At 33.2% G+C, this 20,074-nt stretch carries 12 protein-coding genes and 1 pseudogene; 1 reads left to right on the top strand and 12 read right to left on the bottom strand.

Translation table 11 applies throughout. From position 1 onward, the window contains the following. The 10 genes and pseudogenes from HMPREF1983_RS04500 to HMPREF1983_RS04455 all read right to left on the bottom strand — a co-directional run. The coding region (locus tag HMPREF1983_RS04500; RefSeq protein WP_021753114.1) for a sialoglycan-binding domain-containing protein at positions 1-3,135 on the bottom strand (3,135 nt) is incomplete at its 3' end. A gap of 592 nt (positions 3,136-3,727) precedes the next feature. Next, positions 3,728-3,952, bottom strand: coding sequence for a KH domain-containing protein (locus HMPREF1983_RS04495; protein ID WP_021753113.1), 225 nt, complete (start codon positions 3,950-3,952; stop codon positions 3,728-3,730). Between the two features lie 10 nt (positions 3,953-3,962). After that, positions 3,963-6,392: a leucine--tRNA ligase gene (gene leuS, locus HMPREF1983_RS04490; protein ID WP_021753112.1), complete on the bottom strand. Its 2,430-nt coding sequence runs from the start codon at positions 6,390-6,392 to the stop codon at positions 3,963-3,965. A 285-nt stretch (positions 6,393-6,677) separates the two neighbouring features. Next, positions 6,678-8,480 carry an ABC transporter substrate-binding protein gene (locus HMPREF1983_RS04485; protein ID WP_021753111.1) on the bottom strand — a complete coding sequence of 601 codons (1,803 nt, stop codon included), beginning with the start codon at positions 8,478-8,480 and terminating at the stop codon, positions 6,678-6,680. A 598-nt stretch (positions 8,481-9,078) separates the two neighbouring features. Continuing rightward, the gene (locus HMPREF1983_RS04480; protein WP_021753110.1) at positions 9,079-10,881 is read right to left on the bottom strand and encodes an ABC transporter substrate-binding protein; all 1,803 of its coding nucleotides are present in this window, start codon (positions 10,879-10,881) and stop codon (positions 9,079-9,081) included. A 448-nt stretch (positions 10,882-11,329) separates the two neighbouring features. After that, the gene (locus tag HMPREF1983_RS04475; RefSeq protein ID WP_021753109.1) at positions 11,330-12,235 is read right to left on the bottom strand and encodes an ABC transporter permease; all 906 of its coding nucleotides are present in this window, start codon (positions 12,233-12,235) and stop codon (positions 11,330-11,332) included. 11 nt (positions 12,236-12,246) lie between these two features. Next, complete coding sequence (gene opp4B, locus HMPREF1983_RS04470; RefSeq protein WP_021753108.1) at positions 12,247-13,212, bottom strand: oligopeptide ABC transporter permease; 966 nt, start codon at positions 13,210-13,212, stop codon at positions 12,247-12,249. Further along, positions 13,212-14,144 carry an ATP-binding cassette domain-containing protein gene (locus tag HMPREF1983_RS04465; RefSeq protein ID WP_021753107.1) on the bottom strand — a complete coding sequence of 311 codons (933 nt, stop codon included), beginning with the start codon at positions 14,142-14,144 and terminating at the stop codon, positions 13,212-13,214. The genes opp4B and HMPREF1983_RS04465 overlap by 1 nt, the downstream gene beginning before the upstream one ends. Then, positions 14,144-15,142, bottom strand: coding sequence for an ABC transporter ATP-binding protein (locus HMPREF1983_RS04460; RefSeq protein ID WP_021753106.1), 999 nt, complete (start codon positions 15,140-15,142; stop codon positions 14,144-14,146). The genes HMPREF1983_RS04465 and HMPREF1983_RS04460 overlap by 1 nt, the downstream gene beginning before the upstream one ends. A gap of 292 nt (positions 15,143-15,434) precedes the next feature. Further along, positions 15,435-16,219: pseudogene (locus HMPREF1983_RS04455) on the bottom strand (MBL fold metallo-hydrolase). Between the two features lie 335 nt (positions 16,220-16,554). Between HMPREF1983_RS04455 and HMPREF1983_RS04450 the strand changes: the two are divergent. Beyond that, entirely contained in the window at positions 16,555-17,658 is a 1,104-nt protein-coding gene (locus HMPREF1983_RS04450; protein ID WP_021753104.1) for an ArsR/SmtB family transcription factor, read from the top strand. A gap of 159 nt (positions 17,659-17,817) precedes the next feature. Here the strand turns inward: HMPREF1983_RS04450 and nox are convergent, their stop codons facing one another. Next, the gene (nox, locus tag HMPREF1983_RS04445; RefSeq protein WP_021753103.1) at positions 17,818-19,200 is read right to left on the bottom strand and encodes a H2O-forming NADH oxidase; all 1,383 of its coding nucleotides are present in this window, start codon (positions 19,198-19,200) and stop codon (positions 17,818-17,820) included. 360 nt (positions 19,201-19,560) lie between these two features. Continuing rightward, positions 19,561-19,947: a DUF1310 family protein gene (locus HMPREF1983_RS04440; protein ID WP_021753102.1), complete on the bottom strand. Its 387-nt coding sequence runs from the start codon at positions 19,945-19,947 to the stop codon at positions 19,561-19,563. Positions 19,948-20,074: the final 127 nt, after the last annotated feature.

Genomic DNA, 20,074 nt, shown 5'->3' with positions numbered 1-20,074 from the left:
AACCGGAATTTTTACATCAGGTTCTTTTACATTATTTGCATCTGCAGGTTTTACCGTATTGGTTAATTTAAGCGGTTGTTTTACATCTGAACCTGCTCCCTTATGGTTATACGTTACATCACCATTGGCTTCTACTACTATATCAGCTTCTTCTATTCCCGGATTTGCTTTTTTAACCGCTTCTTTTACTTTTGCTTTTTCTTCGTCCGTTAAGCTACTTGGATTTTTAACCGGTACTTTAGTTGTTATAGGATTTAATCCTGCATATCCACTTACTTCTTGTGACGGTCTTGTTCCTTTCGGCATTGTATTATCTTTATTTTCCGCTCTTGTTACAACTCTGTCTCCTGCCGCAAATGTTTCTCCGGTCGGTAATGTTAATTTAATACTTCCATCTGGTTGTTCTTCTACTGTTACATTTGCTTGATTTGATACTACTTTGTATTTTCCGTTCGCTTGTTTTTCCAGTTTAACTTCTTTACCTTTTACTCCTAAGAATATTAAATCAGGTTTATCTTCCGGTGTAATTGTTACACTTGTGTCACCATGTTTAAATTCTTTTATTTGTATTTCTTTTGGTGCTTCTACCGGTTTTTTAACTTGGGCTTTAGCTGCTTCTGATGGGTCGCTGTTTCCTTTTGTTGCTGTTGCACTTACTTCTGTATTATCTTTCACCGCATCTGCCGGTAGTGTTACTTTTCCGGTTGCTTCGTCAACTGTTACTCCTGCCGGTGTTGTTCCTTCTGCTTTCCATTTTCCGTCAGCACCTTTTTTAACGGTTACTGTTTGCGGTTGGTTGTTTTCATCTGTATATTTTACTTCTGTTTTGTCCGCATCACCTTGTGGCGTTACTTCTACAACTCCATTATCTTTTGCTTCTACTTTTGGTGCGGCTGGTGTTTTTTGTTTAACTACAAATACTTTTTGTGCATCTAATTCATCTGTACTACCGTCATTGTAAGTTACAATTACTTTGCTACTGTCAGCAGATAGTGTTACACTACCTATTTTATCTTTAAATGTACTATTGGCATTTTTTACGGCTTCTTCGATTTTAGTAATATCCGCTGTCGGCTCAGTTACAAGAATTGGTGTTGACGGTGCTTTGGCATCGTATTTACTTGTTTGTTCTTTTACAACAAAACGAATATAACCATTTACTGATGGTTTATTTTCATATGTTTTTGTTGTTTCATTCCCTGCTTCATCTTTTGCATATAAAAAGCGAGTAAATGCTTCCCCCGGAGTATACACCCCTTTAGGGACTGTTCCCGTAATTGTAAATGTTGTCGGATTTTCTTTTGTTGCTGTTGTTACTCCCGTTGTCATTACTTTATCAGTTTTCAAATATAAGGCTGCTCTGCTATTCCCATTCATCTGATCATCCCAAGAACCGCTTACCGGTAATTTTAACCCTGCTTGTGCTACCTTACCTGAGTTATCCGTTACTTTAAGTGTAATATGTGTTTCTTCAGTAGCATATACGTAAATTTGTTTTAATGTTGGGTTATCGTAAGGTATTTGAAGTTCCGGTACTATAGTTTCTTTATTACTTTTTGCTGTTTCAGTTTGTGTAGCTTTGTCGCTATCCCCTTTTGTTGCATCAGCCGTTACTTGTGAATTGTCTTTTACAGCTTCTTTAGGTAATGTTACTTTCCCGGTTGCTTCGTCAATCGTTACCCCTGTCGGTGTTGTTCCTTCTGCTTTCCATTTATTATCTGAACCTTTTTTAACGGTTATTGTTTGCGATTGGTTGTTTTCATCTATATATTTTACTTCTACCTTATCAGTATCTCCTTGTGGAGTAATTTCTACACTGCCGTCATCTTTTGCCGCTACTTGCGGTGCAGGTGGAGTAGGTGTTTTTTTAACTTCTACCGTAATTGTAACTGTTGATGATGCTTTACCTTGACTGTCAACTGCTTTGTAGACAACCGTATAAACTCCGAATGTATTTGTATCAACTGTTTTTTTATTGGCATCACCGTTAACGGATACCACTTCTGCATGAACAGGTGTTCCAACTGTAGCTTTTTTATCGTCTTCTTTGTCTGCGACAGTTACGAGTGACATTAAATCCAAAGCATCACCTTTAGCGATTTCTTTTTTATTTCCCGTTACTTTTGAAGTAATAGTCGGTGCTTCGTTTACAACATTAATATTTTTCCATCCTTCAAGACTTGAGTATCCCCCATATGTAACATTTGAAATAGAAGATCCTTTACCAACACCCTCTTTAATTTTTTGAACCATTTCAAGGACGATCGTATCGTAGAAACCATCCGAACTATATGATTTTACTTTTCCTTTTGACTCGTCAACAGAAACCCAAGGTGAATTTAAAGAATCTCGTTTAAACCCAAGTTGACTTTCCTGATCGGTATCAGTATTTATATACTTAAAATATCCTGCACCGACATCATGCGGTACTTTTACAGTCACTTCTTTTTGCCCGGCAATTAAACTGTCTGTTGTTAAAGATGAATGTTCAACATTTGAATGACCGATAGAAACATGTACAGATACTTCTGAACTCTCCTTACCATTAACTGTTTGTGTAACAGTTACAGTTTCTTTAGTAGCAAGAGAGTCTCCATCCCCAGCATTATTATTTAAACCTTTTTGAAGTGAAACAGACCATTTCCCGGAACTATCTACCTGCGTAGTATATTTTTCCTGGTTATTAATTTTAACTTTAATAGTTCCGCCTGCTGTACCTGTACCAGTCAATACCCTATCTGTTGATGCCACTGTCAGCATTGTAACACTTGCCGATGTGCTAGAATAAGTAGTATTTACAGTTGGAGCAGGAGCTACTTGTCCATTTAAAAGCTGATTCACACCACCTGAATTGTTATCAGTATGAATCGTTCCGCTAGATTCTCTGGATTTAACACTTCTACTTTCCTCTACTACATTCTCTACTTTTTTCTCAGAACTTAATGACTTTGTAGATGTTTCGGTTGAAACCGTATCTACCCTAGCTGCATCCTTCGCCAAAATTACTGAAGACGATTGAGTTGCTAAAACAACTACTCCGGATGTAAGAACAAGCGAACAGCTAAATAGGATATTTTTCCCTTTTTTGACCATTCGCCAATTTTTTTGTGTAGCATTCTTTTTATCAAAATACATAATGCTCCTCCTTAATATTTATAACACTTTTATAACACACAATTTTATAGTTCTATGTATTTCTTATTTTTACATATTATTTATTATTTTCTAAGTATACATAATTTTACTATATGTATATACTACTCCTAATATATTTGATTTGTCAAGCAAAAACCTTATTATTTTCTTAATATTTTTTGATTTTTTCTATAATTAATAATGAAAGGACTTACAGAAAATATTTCAGTTTTTTCCAGCTTAATTAAACGTTTTTTATAATTTGAATAATTATTCATTATTACTGCTTTAAATTATCTCTTTTGTATTTTTTGTTAAATTTTTATAGTTTTCTATCTAAATTATAGATATTGCCACTTTTTTTCTCTTTAATCTATACCTTTGCTATATATTTTTATAATTTTTTAACATATTTTATCGAAATTCTTCCATTATATTTACAATTTATCACATAGTATTATTACATTGAAAATCTCATTAAATAATTTTCCATTTTCTTTTTTTAATTAAATTCTATAAAAATAAAAAACCTCTAAATCATCCAAAACTTTTAGGCTTTAGAACTGATTTAAAGGTTTTCTTCTTTATCCTTTTACTCCACTAAATCTAAATATACTTTTTTGCTAAATGTCGTTGAATTTAGTACAGTACGAATCGCATTAATGACCATACCTTTTTTACCGATAACACGTCCGCAGTCTTCGGGATGAACGGTTAAAATATAGTGTTCACGTGCATTTTTTACCAATTTTTCTATTTTGATTTCATCTTTATGTTCAACTATTTCACTGACAATATTATAAATTAATTCTTCCATGTTATTCTCCTTATTTTGCTACTATATTGACTAATCTACCCGGTACAACAATTACTTTAATAATATTTTTACCTACTAACAATTTTTTGACTTCAGCATTTTCCAATACTGTTTGTTCTAATTCAGCAGATGTTAAATCTTTTTTAACTTCTAATTTCGCTTTTACTTTACCCATTAATTGCACAACAATTTCTACGGTATCACTAACCAGTTTGCTCTCATCAAATGTCGGCCACGGAATATATGATATTGATTTATTATTGCCGTAAATAGACCACATTTCTTCTGCTAAATGAGGTGCAAACGGTGCTAATAATTGGATAAAACCTAACGCATATTTACGTGGGATATACTCCGCTTTGTAACAATCATTAACAAAAACCATCAGTTGAGAAATAGCTGTATTGAATTGCATTGTTTCTATATCTTCTGATACTTTTTTTACAGTGTAGTTATAGCTTATCTCCAACTTAGAATTATCTTTGTCTTGAACTTTATTATTTACCATACCGGTTTCTTCGTCGACAAACAGGCGGTATACCCTATCCAAGAAACGACGTGATCCGTCAAGTCCATTTTCACTCCAAGCGATAGAGGCATCTAACGGCCCCATAAACATTTCGTAAACACGCAATGTGTCAGCCCCATGAGAGATAATAATATCATCGGGATTAACAACATTCCCTTTTGATTTTGACATTTTTTCCGGACGTCCGTCTTTTCCTTCTGCTAAAATCATACCTTGGTTAAATAGTTTTTGGAACGGTTCACGAGTCGGAACTAAGCCTAAATCATAAAGCACTTTATGCCAAAAACGTGCGTACAGCAGATGTAAAACCGCATGTTCCGCTCCTCCGATATATACATCAACAGGCAACCAGTATTTCAGTTTTTCAGGATCTGCAAACATTTCATTATTGTGCGGATCAATATAACGCAAGTAGTACCAACATGAACCTGCCCATTGCGGCATTGTGTTTGTTTCACGTTTTCCTTTTTTGCCGGTTTTTGGATCTACAACATTTAACCAATCTTCAATGTTCGCCAGTGGCGATTCTCCCGTTCCTGACGGTTTTATATTATCAGTTTCCGGTAGTAATAACGGCAGTTCACTATCCGGTACAGTTGTCATAGTGCCGTCTTCCCAATGAATAATCGGAATAGGTTCTCCCCAATAACGCTGTCTTGAAAACAACCAATCACGAAGTTTATATGTTACTTTACTGCGTCCAACTCCGTTATTTTCCAGAAATTCTATTATTTTTACCTTAGCATCTTCATTATTCAACCCATTGATAAAGTCTGAATTAATATGCTTACCGTCACCGTAAAACGGTACAAGTATCTCACCGTTATCTTCAATAACAGCTTTTATAGGTAAGTTGAATTTTGTAGCAAATTCGTAATCTCGTTCATCATGTGCCGGAACTGCCGTTACAGCTCCGGTACCATATGAAACAAGCACATAATCCGCTATCCAGATTGGTAATTTTTCATTATTTACCGGATTAATAGCATATGCCCCGGTAAAAACTCCGGTTTTATCCTTATTAAGATCTGTTCTGTCCAAATCTGATTTGTGCTTAACAATATCTAAGTATTCATCTACAACAGAACGTTGCTCGGCAGTTACAATTTTTTCCACTAATTTATGCTCGGGGGCAAGCACACAATAAGACGCTCCGAACAAAGTATCCGCACGTGTTGTAAATACCGTAAAACTTTCTTCCGTTTTATCAATTTTAAAATCAATCTCCGCTCCGACGGATTTACCAATCCAATTGCGTTGCATTGCTTTTAAACTCTCCGGCCAATCAAGAATATCAAGATCAGCTAACAGTTGTTCAGCATATTCGGTAATTTTAAGAACCCATTGTCGCATAGGTCGACGCTCTACCGGATGTCCACCACGCTCCGACTTTCCGTCAATTACCTCTTCATTTGACAACACCGTTCCCAAAGCAGGACACCAGTTAACAGGCACTTCGTCAACATATGCCAGACCTTTTTCATATAATTTTTTAAAAATCCACTGTGTCCATTTGTAATATTTTGGGTCTGTCGTATTAACCTCACGATCCCAATCGTAAGAAAATCCTAATTCTTTAATTTGGCGACGGAATGTATCAATATTTTTTTGGGTAAAATCCCTCGGATCATTTCCGGTATCAAGTGCATATTGTTCAGCCGGTAATCCGAAAGCATCCCAACCCATCGGGTGTAAGACGTTATAGCCGTTCGCTCGTTTATAACGGCTTAATATATCTGTTGCCGTATACCCCTCCGGATGTCCAACATGTAACCCTGCCCCTGACGGATAAGGAAACATATCCAATGCAAAAAATTTTTCTTTACTATGATTTTCTAATGTTTTAAATGTTTTATTCTCTTCCCAATATTTTTGCCATTTCTTTTCTATAACTCTATGATTATATACCATATTATTTAAGCACACTCCTTCGCTTCAAGTTGTCTATTGTCTAACTTATAGTATATCAATTTTAATGCCATTTAGCAACACCTTACCAGTTTTCAAAATACAATTACATCAAATATTACACCGTTTTTTATTTGTTATATATCTTTTTAACCGAATGTATTAATAATATTTTTACAAAAAGGATATTTGTTATTTATTGCACTAATTTTAATACTTTTTCTTATAAAACAGTAATACCCGACCGAAATTTTCCGGTCGAGTATTCACTTAATTATTTTCTAACTATTATTTTGCACCTTCGTTAGCAGTTAATTCTAATTCGTATAGTTTAAAATCACCTTTTTTAACTTTTTCTAAATCATAAGATTTAACACGTTTATTGAACCAATAAATATTTGTGTTCCAACTTAACGGGAAGAACGGTAGTTCTTCTGCTACTTCCGTATCAAACTTATTATATGCTTCTTTTAATTTGTTATCATCAAACATTTCATCGGTTGCTTGTTTTTTGAAACTTTCTTCAAAAGCATCGGTAGTATAACGATATAAGTTTAACGGTGCTTTTTTACCTAACAACTCTTGGCGGTTAGGGTTTGTTCCATATTTCCATCCGGCTTGGAAAATATCAATTGACGGATCATCAGCTTGAACACGAGAAGCGAAGTCTTTTGGTGACATTAATTTCCCGTCAACAAGTTTTACATCTAATCCAACATCTTTCCATGATTTAATAAATGTATCTGCTAATGCTTGATCATAGTCCGCACCGGTATTACGAATGGCAAAATTAAATGTTAATTTTTTACCGTTTTTATCTTCACGTAATCCGTCACCGTCGGTATCTTTGTAACCTGCATCATCAAGTAATTTTTTAGCTTTTTCAACATCTTTTTTAACTGCCGTTGCATTTTCATTTACCAATTTACCTACTGCCGGCGGATACATACCTGATCCTGTCGGTGTGAAACGAATACCTTTATAAACTTTTTCGTTGATTTGATCACGGTCTACCGCATATAAGAACGCTTGACGTAAGTTTTTATCGGCTAATTTAGCATTCGGATCTACAACATTTTCTCCTTTTTCTTTGTCGAATTTACCTAGTTTAAATCCAACATATGTCATATCACGTGAAGTTTCTCCTAAGAATGTACCGTTTTTCAAGTCTTTACTGTTTTCATAAACAGCCGGCGTAGCAGCCAGATAGTCAATATCCCCGTTTTTAATTAGAGAACTTGCTTGTGACGGTGATACAACCTTAAACTCGATTTTATTTAATTTTACTTTGTCTTTATTATAGAAGTGCGGGTTAGCTTCTGCAAGAATACTTTCTCCATTTACTTCTTTAGCAATATAGTATGCACCATATGATAACGGTTTTTTGTTTAAGTCCGCTTCTGCAAATTTAGCAAAATCTTTAGAGGCTTCCGCTACTTGTTTTGCATTTAAGAAATCAGCGATAAATCCTTCTCCCCATATCAATGACGGACGAATTTGAGTATATTTAATTACAATAGTCTTATCATCTTTCACCTGCAAACCTGAAATTGTTTTTGCACTACCTGAGTGAAATTCTTTCATACCTTCAATAAATTCAAAAGCATCATTATATCGAGTGTTTGTAGTGAATTTAGGATTACCCATAAGTTCGTATGAAGCAACAATATCTTTTGTTGTTAAATCTTCCCCGTTATTCCATTTAACTCTGTCATGAATAGTTAATGTTACCTCTTTTTTCTCTCTGTCTAAATGGAATTTAACCGCATCATCAGAATTATCTTGTTTAATACGTCCTTCTTCATCGACTGTAAAAGTTCCTCCCATAACAGCATCATTAACATACATATCTTCTGCTTTATCTGCGAATATAGGATTCCAAAGTCCGGTTAACGGTTGTGGTGAAAGAATACCAAATTTTAATGTTGCATCTTTTACAGCCGAACCGCCATTATCAAAACTTGATTTGAATTCAACTTTTGCTTTTGGTGAATTTTTACTTCCTGAATTGCTCGAACTTGAGCAGCCGGCTAAAATCACCGAAAGTGCCATTGCCGAACTAAATACTTTTAAGAACTTACCTTTTTTCATTTTATTTCCTCCATAAAATACAGTTGTTTATTTTCAGTTAATATGAGAATATTCTAACATCATTTTAATAAGTCAATATAATTATCTGAAAATTTTATTTATATTTAAGTTTATTTACCCCAATAATTTGATAGAGTATGTTATGTAGCACTGTTTTTTTATTAAATAATTTCAGCCGTTGTTTAAATATTATAGACCTATCCGCTTTTCCATTTCTGCAAATTCTTATTATTAAATTAGAAAAATTGATTTTTACAGTGCTATTTTTGATTTTATTATAGAAGAAACTTTATTATTTTCGAATCTGATAATTAATCTTTTAAAAATTATTAATGCAATTACCAAAATTAGTTATCAAAACATAAACAATATTTATTTGATAAAAAATCACAAAAAAAGGGGGTGACTCAAAATCGTGATTTCGTTAAAAATCGATCTTTAAGTCGCCCCGCACAGTTCGTTAGATTTTGGGAAAATCTTTTAAAGAGTGTTCCTAAATCAATGATCTTGTACGTCTAACTGTCAATAAGTAAATTCTAATAGAATTTCTACTTTTTTAATTAGCCCTCTTTTTGTTTTTAATAATAATTAGTATTTTCTATCCTTTTGCACTGTCATCTGATGTAAGTTCTAATTGATATAATTTCATTTCTCCTAAACTCAATTTTGCTATATCAATATTTTTAATACGTTTGTTAATCCATGTCATTTCATTTGTCCAACTGAATGGTAACCATGGTATTTCGTTAGCATAATCGCTGTCGAATTTTTTGTATGCTTCTTTTAATTTATTATCATCAAACATCTCTTGTGTATTAAGTGCAGCCAAGTCTTTATTTAAGGTATCATTAGTATAGCGTGTATAATTTAACGGTGCTGTAGTTCCCACTAATTCACTAGGGTTCGGATCAGTTCCTAAGCCCCATGCACCTTGGAAAATATCAATACTTGGATCATCCGCTGTTACACGACGTGACCAGTCTTTAGGTGCCATTAGTTTTCCATCAACAAGTTTTACATCCAGTCCAACTTCTTTCCATGATTTGATAAATGTATCAGCTAATGTTTGGTCAAAATCTTGTCCTGTGTTACGAATTGCGAAGTTAAATGTTAATTTTTTACCGTTTTTATCTTCACGTAAACCGTCACCGTCAGTATCTTTCAGACCGGCTTCATCTAATAATTTTTTCGCTTTTTCTGTATCTTTGGTGAATTTTTTACCATCTTTATTGTAGAACATTTCCACACGTGGAGGATATAATCCAGAATCAGTAGCTGTAAAACGTAATCCTTTAAAGACTTTTTCGTTGATTTGATCCCAATCAACTGCATAACCGAACGCTTGACGTACTCTTACATCTGCCGCTTTTGCATTAGGATCTACGACATTTTTACCTGTTTCTTTATCAAACTTACCAAGTTTAAAGCCGACATATGACATATAGAAGTCCGGTTGTCCTAAAACTGTTCCGTTTTTAGCATCTTTAATACTATCATAAACCCCTGTTGTTATTGCTTTCATATAATCAATATCGCCATTTTTAATTGCCGCACTTGCTTGGGCAGGAGAGATAACTTTATATTCAATTTCTTTAACTTTAACATCATCTTTTTTGTAGAAATGAGGATTTGCTTTCGCTAAAACACTTTCTCCGTTTACTACTTTATCAAAGTAATAAGGACCGTATGATAATGGTTTTGTATTCAGTTCGGCTTCAGAGAATTTTGTAAAATCTTTTGAAGCAGCTTCTACTTGATCTTTGTTAAGGAATGTGGTTATAAATCCTGTACCCCATAATAACGCAGGTTTAATTTCTTTATATTTAATCACAACTGTTTTATCGTCTTTTTTGCTAATTCCTGAAATACTGCTTGCTTTTCCGTCATGATATTCTTTCATACCTTCAATAACTTCAAACTCATCGCTGTAACGTACGTTATCAGAATATTTCGGGTTACCCATTAAATTATAAGTTGCAATAATATCATCTGCTGTTACATCTTTGCCGTTACTCCATTTTAAATCTTTATGAACGGTTAATGTAACTTCTTTTTTATCTCTATCAACGTGGAGCATTACAGGATCATCACTATTATCTTGTTTCATTCTATATGATTTATCCGTTGAGAATGTTGCTGTCATTGTATCTTCCATAACATAATTATCTGTTGCTTGTAAATAGAATACAGGGTTAAACATTCCTGTTAGCGGATCAGAACTTAGAATACCAACTTTAAGTTTTCCATTATTTACTGCTGTTCCTCCATTATCAACAGATGTTTTAAATTCTACGGCAGATTTACTTCCACCGGTTTTGTTACTTGCACTCGAACAACCTGCAAGTAACATAGTGAGCGCCATAGCAGAACTAACAACCTTTAACATCTTTCTTTTTTCCATTATCTTATCCTCCTATCGTGTTTAAAGCACACGACCTTTCTTAATCGTTTGTTGTTTGGTATTATATCAAAAAAATCTAACACGGTCAATTAATTGTCAGAAAATTTAACATAAAAGTTTCTCCTTAGGAAACATTTTTTAAAATATTATAGCTGTATTTTCTGTCAAGTGCTTTTATTTAGAAAATGGCAAACAAATATATTTATATACAAACTATTTTTAGCGTCTGCTTTATAGCCATTTTTGGCAATACCGAATCTAGTAGCAACATTTTAACAGTAACAAGGAGCAACTCGGCAAAACAAATTTCTAATGAAATCACGATTTTTTAGTTATATGTTTTTTCTCGTGTCCCGTATTTGACACAAAACCAAAAAAAGCCAAACAACAAAATGCTGCTTAGCTTTTTACTTTTCTATTTTTACTTTAAAATAATTTAATATATTTACTATAATCTTTGTCTTGCATCTAAACTACGTTTTAATGCTCCACCAATTGAATTAATACATAAAACAATAATTAAAATCGCAAGGGCTGCCGGTAACCAAATGTACATTTTGTTAATAAGTACATCGGCATCTTTGGCATAAGATAACATTGTTCCTATACTAGGTGTCCCTGCCGGAAGACCGAAACCAAGGTATGTCAACCCAACCTCAATACCCATATTAGCGGCTAAGGTTAAAGTTGCTTCTACTACGATAATCGAACTGATATTAGGTAGTATCCCTTTTAACATAATTTTCCAGTCCGGCGTTCCCATAGTTTTTGAAGCAAGAACATAGTCACGACGTGATTCACTAAGTGCTTTACTTCGCACTAAACGTGTTGAACTCATCCAAGCGAATGCTGCCAGTATTAAGATAAATAACACAATACCGTAGTTACGCTTAATACTAACGAATACGATAATTACCATTAAAATCGGGATAATTACCATAAAATCTACAAAACGCATAACAATATTATCAACACGTCCACCGTAATAAGCTATTACCAACCCGACAGTTGTTCCGAAAGTAATCGTAATTACTGTAACGGCAACCGCGATTAAAATTGAGTTAAGCATACCCATCATAAGCCAACCGAAAACGGAATGTCCACCTACGTCCGTTCCAAGTAAAAAGCCGTCCTCACCGGGTTTTAAGAAAATATTCAGTAAATCCACATTAAAATAACTGTCATAAAGATCCGTTACTCTTATGTAAATATTAAAAACAATAACAAATAATATAATCGCCGATAAAACGATTAACGATGCGAATGCACCTTTATCTTTTTTAAACTCACGTGCTACAACCGAAAATCCGGAAGGAGTTTTTGTTGTAACTGTTGTTTCTTTAGCTTTTGACATTTTACTTCCTCCTAGTCCAGTTTAATACGTGGGTCAACGATAGCCATAATAATATCACTTAATGCACTACCTACTAAAGTTAAGAGCCCTGAGAATAACATTAACGTTGTAACAACACTATAATCTCGATCTTGTATTGCTTGATAGAACAGCTGACCCATACCCGGATAACCGAAGATTGTTTCAACAAAAATACCTCCGCTAAACAATCCTGTTATTGTAAATCCGAAGAACGCCGCAATCGGTAAGATTGAGTTTCTAAAAATATGACCTGAATATACTTTATTTACAGGTACACCTTTAGCACGGGCTGTTTTTACATAGTCACTATGTTTAGCATCTATTACTTCATTTCGCAAATATTGAACAGTTGATACCGTCGACAGTAACGCTAAACAAATACCCGGTAAAATTAAATGCTGTAATTTATTAATATAATAATTAAAAGCTCCCGGATCAAGATTAACATCTACAGATCCGCTTGTCGGAAACCATCCAAGACCGAAACCGAAAATCGCAATCATAAATAAATACAATACAAACGACGGAATCGCAAGGAAGAAGAAGTTATAAAATGTTACAAATTTATCAAATTTTGAACCGTTATAACACCCTGCATACATCCCCATAGGAATTGCCACCACGTACATTAATATCGCCGTAAATAATGACAGATTAAACGTGTTGAAAATACGTTCTCCCAGCAATGTCCCTACCGATTTTCCGGTTGTATAACTCAAACCGAAATCACCATGTATAAAATTTTTAAGCCATGTTAGATATTGTTGATACCATGGATCATAAAATCCGCTCGCACGACGAATCGACTCAATTTGTTCCTGTGATATTTTCGGATTTTCTGCAAGTCCGCTAAACGGATCCCCGGGCATAAGTTTTGCCAAACCGAAAACCAAAATACTAAGAATTAACAGCTGCGGTATCATGATTAAAACACGTTTTAATACTACTTTCCACATTATACTTCTCCTCCTTTCATCGCAACATAGTGTGTATCAGTTAACTTTTTCAACGGATATACTCTGCCGGTTTCGTCAAAGTAATCTTCGTAGTGTTTTTGATATTCTTTTTCTACAGCTTCCCTTACTTCAATAACTTCTTTCGCTTTATCTAAGTTTGTGCTCGGAATAGCCGCAATCAATCTTTTAGTATAAATGTGTTGCGGGTTATTGTAAATATCCTCACGAGTACCACGCTCTACAATACGCCCACGATACATAATATAAATATAATCACACATATGTTTTACGACACCAAGGTCATGAGAAATAAATAAATAGCTTATATTAAACTCTCGTTGAATTTGTTTCATAAAGTTAAGCACTTGTGCCTGCACGGAAAGGTCAAGAGCAGATACGGGTTCGTCAGCTACGATTAAACGTGGATTACACGCAATAGCACGAGCTACCCCGATACGTTGTCGTTGTCCGCCGGAAAATTCAAACGGATATTTATACAACGCCTCTTCTCCCATACCAACGATATTTAAAAGTTCCAAAACACGTTTTTTAGTATCTTCTTCCGATAAATTATCAAAATTATTAATCGGTTCTGCGATAATGTCAATAATACGTTTTTTGGGATTTAAACTTGACATTGCATCTTGGAAAATCATTTGAACATCACGATTATACTTTATTTTTTTACGTGCGTTTCTCTTAGTAACATCTTCATCTTTATAAATAATTTGCCCTGCAGTAGCTTTTTCCAAACCAAGAACCACTTTACCGACAGTCGTCTTCCCGCTACCACTTTCTCCTATAAGACCGTAAGTTTTTCCGGCTTCAATTTCAATATCAACACCGTCAACTGCATAAACGTGATCTTTTATCGTATTGAAAAAACCTCCACGAATGGGGTAATGTACTTTTAAATTGTCAACTTTTAACATTAGCTATCCTCCCCTTCAAATACAAAGTGCTTGTAGCAAGTACATCTTACATAATGCCCCTCTTCCGCCTCGTGTAAAGTCGGATTAGGTTCATGTGCTTCTTCTTTAATCCATGGAATACGATCCGCAAAACGACACCCGTTGCGGTCAAGATTTTTAATAGACGGCACCATACCCTGAATTACATATAATTCATCATCTGCTGAATCATCGTCTAATTGTGGTATACTGCGTAAAAGACTACGTGTATATGGATGTTTCGGATTTTTGAAGATTTGTTCTGCAGTACCGATTTCTACCACTTCTCCTGCATATAACACTGCCACTCTATCCGCCATTTCAGCAACGACACCAAGATCGTGGGTAATTAAAATAATTCCGGCGTGCATTTCGTTTTGCAATCCTTTAATCAAATCTAAAATTTGTGCTTGGATAGTTACGTCCAAGGCTGTAGTCGGTTCATCAGCGATTAAAACATTAGGCTTACAGCTCATCGCCATCGCAATCATGACACGTTGACGCATACCGCCCGATAATTCATGCGGATATTGTTTTGCACAACGTTTCGGATTTGGAATACCTACTTGAGTTAATAACTCAATAACACGTTCTTCTCGCTCTTCTTTTGATAATTCTGTATGATAAATCAGAGCTTCTTCTATTTGTTTTCCTATTCTATGAAGGGGATTTAAAGAAGAAAGCGGATCTTGGAAAATCATCCCAATATCTTTCGTTCTGATTTTATTCATCTCTTCTTCAGTCAGTTCTAAAAGATTTTTCCCATCGTAAATAATCTCTCCGGTAGAACGTGTTAAATTTTCATTATGAAGTCGCATAATTGTCGTTGCCAAAGTTGACTTACCGCAACCACTTTCTCCAACAATAGCAAGCACTTCGTTTTTATACAAATCCAAACTCACCTTGTCGACAGCGTTAAAATAATCATCTTTAATTCTAAAAGCTGTTTCCAGATTTTTAATCTCTAATAGTTTGTCCATTAACTACTCCTTCCGAACATACCTAATATCATTTTATAGCTTTTCTGTTCAAACTTTATAACTTTTATATTTTTATATTAACTACACAGTCAATTTTTTTAAAACATAGTAATATATTATAAGATTTTTCGAAAAAATGCAATAAAAAAGTTGCAATTCCCACTAAAAAAACTAGAATTTTCTGAATATTTAGTGAGAATTGCTATAATTTTTTTATTATTTTTTTCTCCACATTTATCCAACTACAAATTTGAAAAATGCAAAATTATTAAACAGCCGCTACCCAAAAATTTTATATTTCTATTATATCCGTCGGTAATTCTGGATCTGTATCAAAAATACAAATTCTATTGTTACAATCAATATCCTTTGATTCTAATGTTGTTACAGCCGTCATCCTTGCCAACTCCTTAGTATTGTTTTCTTTACTAAGGTGAGCAAGATAAATATTTTTTGTATTATCTCCGATAATTCTTGTGAGATAATTTGCCGAATCTGTATTAGATAAATGCCCCATATCCGACAAAATGCGTTGTTTCGTTTTCCAAGGATATGAGCCGCTGAGTAAAACATTTTCCTCATGATTACTCTCATAAACAAGGGTGTTGGAGTCTTTCACATAATCTATCATTTTATCCGAAATATATCCGGTGTCGGTTAATATACTCACTCTCTTACCGTCACATTCAAAAGTGTAAAACTGCGGATTAGCCGCATCATGACTGACTCCAAAACTATTAACGACAATATCTCCAAAAATCTTACTTTCTTCTTTTTCAAAATGGAATTTCAAATCGGATTTAACTTCTCCAATTTTTGTCATATTATCCCAAGTTAGTTTATTTGCATAGATTGGAATATTGTATTTTCTCGCAAGAACACCAACACCTTTTATATGGTCGATATGTTCATGAGTAACAAAAATTGCATTAATATCTTTTATATCTTTATCTATTTGTTCCAGATTTTCCACTATTTTTTTCCGGTAAGTCCTGCATCAACCAAGCATCTGAATTTAGGGCTTTCTATGTAAATACTATTTCCGCTACTGCTACTAGCCAAAACTGATAATTTCAAATTACACCTCCATTTATTAATATTTCTTGTTTATTATAGCATTACTTTGTGTCCTTTTCCACTAGCTAAAACACTCTTTAACAATTTATTTTAAATTTCTTATATTAAAATCATTATTTCACTTTAAAACTACCCCTAATTAAATAACTACTTAAGTTAAAATTTATGTGTCTTTATTATAAAATCGCCATGTATAGACTATAATTTAATAAATAATTATTAATATAGCCTAACTTTAAATCGTAATGATTATTAAATATCTCTTTAAGAAACATTTGTATTATAACTTATTCTGATATATAATTAGTATATTGAATTTTTATAGGAGAACGAGCATGAATATCGCTAAAAGAGAGAAATGTATACTACTTGATTTTATTGTTACACACGAACTTATTAAAACCACATGGCTTAATACATTACGTGATAATTTTGATAACAGTTCGGAAGCCTTGCTGTTTAAACACACAATTTATAAATATTATTCTGACATCAGTGCATACCAGACGCTTATCGGCGATGTTTTTACCGAACCGGCACTGCCTCTTGTTCAAATGATTTATCGCCGTTTTATGACACAAAATGTTAATAACGTTGATGATTTTTTGCAAATTTTAGATACTATTGATCCGGAAGCGTTTAAGTTAGCGGTAGTTAAATATGCTTTTAATAAAAATACCATACTTGATAACAATACCTTTTTGGAAAATCTCTCTTTACTTGATATTGGAAACGAAACTAAATTTGTACTGTTTTCCGCATATAGAAATTTTGGAGTTTATCGCAAAAAACTTAAAAACTGTTTTTCTACGCTATACCCAATTTTTCTTCAACATTACATTGAAGCTGAAAAATTGTTTGAACCACAACTTACGAAATTTTATAAAGAAGTTGATAAAAATACAAATTCTTATTTTCTAAATATACTTGGAACGGAAAAACTTGATACTTTATACCGTAAATATATTAATAATAAAGCCAAAGTATTATTGCAAGATAACTATGAGTCCGAAATAGTACCGCTGATGTTTTCCGCCAATCGTCTTGTTATTATTAGCGGCGAACCATTTACAACGAATAACGATCTGTTTCAACCTGTTATTTGCCTTGGGTTGCTGACAAGAGAATCAGCAACACAGTTAAAAAATGCTGATAACATTCGTAAATCATTATTAAAAGCTCTTGGCGATGATACACGTTTCGAAATTCTCCGCATGATTCATTACGGTTTTAATACAAACAAAAAACTGAGCGATTTTTTCCAAATCTCGCCGCCGGCAATTACTTATCAAACAAATATTTTAAAACAAGCCGGACTTGTTGACAGCTATGGAAATGGGTTACTCTGTGTTAATTTCGAAAAAATAAAATTAGGTTTAAAATCAATAGAATTTTTATTTTTACTGGTAGGAGAAACCGATAATGAGGATAACACATAGTATCGAACAATAATATTACGATAAGTTATAAAAGAACTTAATTAAAAATTAAAACCAAGATTAAGGAAATATAATTCTAAAATCTTGGTTTTTAAATATCTAAAACAATTAATCTTTTTATTACAGTTGATTAATTCGTCCTTACTTTATGGCTTTATCCTATTCTTTAGCTGACAGTGCCGCCATTGTGATATAGTTGTAAGGTTTATTGAAGTGCGGTAAGAAGAAAATATCAGTTAATGCTAATTTTTCAATCGTTACTTTCTCTTGAATCGCTAGTGAGAATAAGTGTATTCCCATAGAAACATCTTCTTTAGATGCAATTTGTGCACCTAAGATTACACGGCTATCTTTATCATAAACAATTTTAATTTTTACTTCATGATTATCATGTTCAATAAATTCCGGTTTTTGTAAGTCTGTAAATTCAGTTACTACCGCATTATATCCGAAACGTTTTGCTTTTTCTAATGTAAGACCTGTTGATACCATTTTTAAATCATAGATACAAATACCGTTCGACCCTTGAACACCTGCCGATTCAACAACATCACCGTCACCACCGGCATTTAAAGCCGCAACCAAACCGGTACGCACCGCATTTGATGCCAAAGCAATATAATTTGTATCCCCTATTGCATTATCATATACTGTTGCACAATCTCCGATTGCATAAACATCTTTAATACTTGTTTCTTGTTTTTTATTTACCAAAAATGCACCGTTACGGAATAGTTCTATTTTACCATTTCCTAGCGCTGTATTCGGTCTAAATCCAACAGCTAGAACTACCATATCAACATCAAATGTTTCTTTATCGGTAACCAATCGTTCAACTTTACCGTCACCTTCAATAGCCTCTACTTTTTGCCCAAATGCCAATTTAATACCGTGGTCTTCCAAGTTTTTCTTCATTAAATCAGAAAATTCCGGATCATAGTAACCTGCTAAACATGTATTTACTAAATCAACTACCGTTACTTCTTTTCCTAAACGTTCAAATGCTTCCGCTAATTCAACTCCGATATAACCGGCACCAACAACTGCCACACGTTTAATATTCGGATTGTCATTTAATTTATTAATTACTTCTTCAGCATTTTGATATAATTTTACAAATTGTAAATTTTCCAACGTTGCTTTAAATTCACGATTACCGGGTACCAGTTCCGCGCCTTTTATCGGCGGTAAAATCGGTGTTGAGCCGGTTGCTAAAATCAATTTATCATATGATTCAACATGCTGTGTTTTTCCTTCCAATAACACATGCACCTCTTTTTTATCATAGTCAATTAGCTCAACGGGTGAATTCATATATACCTTAGCACCGGCTTTTTCCAAAGACTCTTTATTTGCGTAAAATAATCCTTCCGCACCTGAAATTTGTTTACCTATCCACAACGCCATACCACAGCCTAAAAATGAAATATTTGAGTTTTGATCAAAAACTATAACTTCATTTTTATCACCATATGTTGCTAAAATCTTATTAACACATGCTGTTCCTGCATGGTTAGCTCCAACTACTACTATTTTACTCATATCAAATACCTCTTTATTATTAAAATTTAATGATAATAATTATCATTACCGCCATTATACTTAGAATTAAATTCAATTACAAATTTACTGCTCATAAAAATAAGATAAATTTTAAAAAATTATTTTAATGGCATAATTTTGTATCTGTATTACTCCTGTATTAGAAATTATTTAATAATCTCATTATCTAAAACTATAGCTGTAAATAAAAATAAATTATCTGTATTATTAATTATTAAAATCTGTATTACTTAAACATTAAACCAACTTTAAAAAATAAAAATTTATTAATGCCAATTATGTTTAAAATTAAATAAAAAAGCAAATGATTTTTTGTATCATCGCCTTTTTGTGTAACTATTATGTCATCATGCTATTGTTATCATCAGATTTCAATAACTTTTCCAATTCTTTCGAATATTCGATTTTTTCTATATTATAAGTGTTTTCTCTTGGAGTGATAAGAGTATTAATGTTAAACCTAGAATTATTATTTATAATCAATCTGGTAAAAATTTTCTCACCAACACCTCGAATACTTTCGTAGTCTATTGTATAATTTTTTATCTTAGCTTTTGTTGTAAAAGCCTGTTTATCTTTTTCTAAAATTATTTTTTTATACAAACCTTTTGTATCAGCAGTTTTTACCGTCTTAATTATTTCTTTATACCTAGGGTTATTTTTCATATAAATAACTCCCCCAATAGCAACAATAAAAGCAAACGTTCCGACTATTCTTTTTTTCATATTATATCCCTCCTTACAATATTATTTTAATTTCAAAATTTCCAAATCTAATAAATGGTGAATTTATTAGTTAACCATTATAATATATCTTTTTTATATTTTTTTCAACTATTTTATTATATATTTT

It is taken from the genome of Gemella bergeri ATCC 700627 (assembly GCF_000469465.1).
Taxonomy (GTDB): Bacteria; Bacillota; Bacilli; order Staphylococcales; family Gemellaceae; genus Gemella; species Gemella bergeri.
This window is presented reverse-complemented; position numbering and strand designations above follow the sequence as displayed.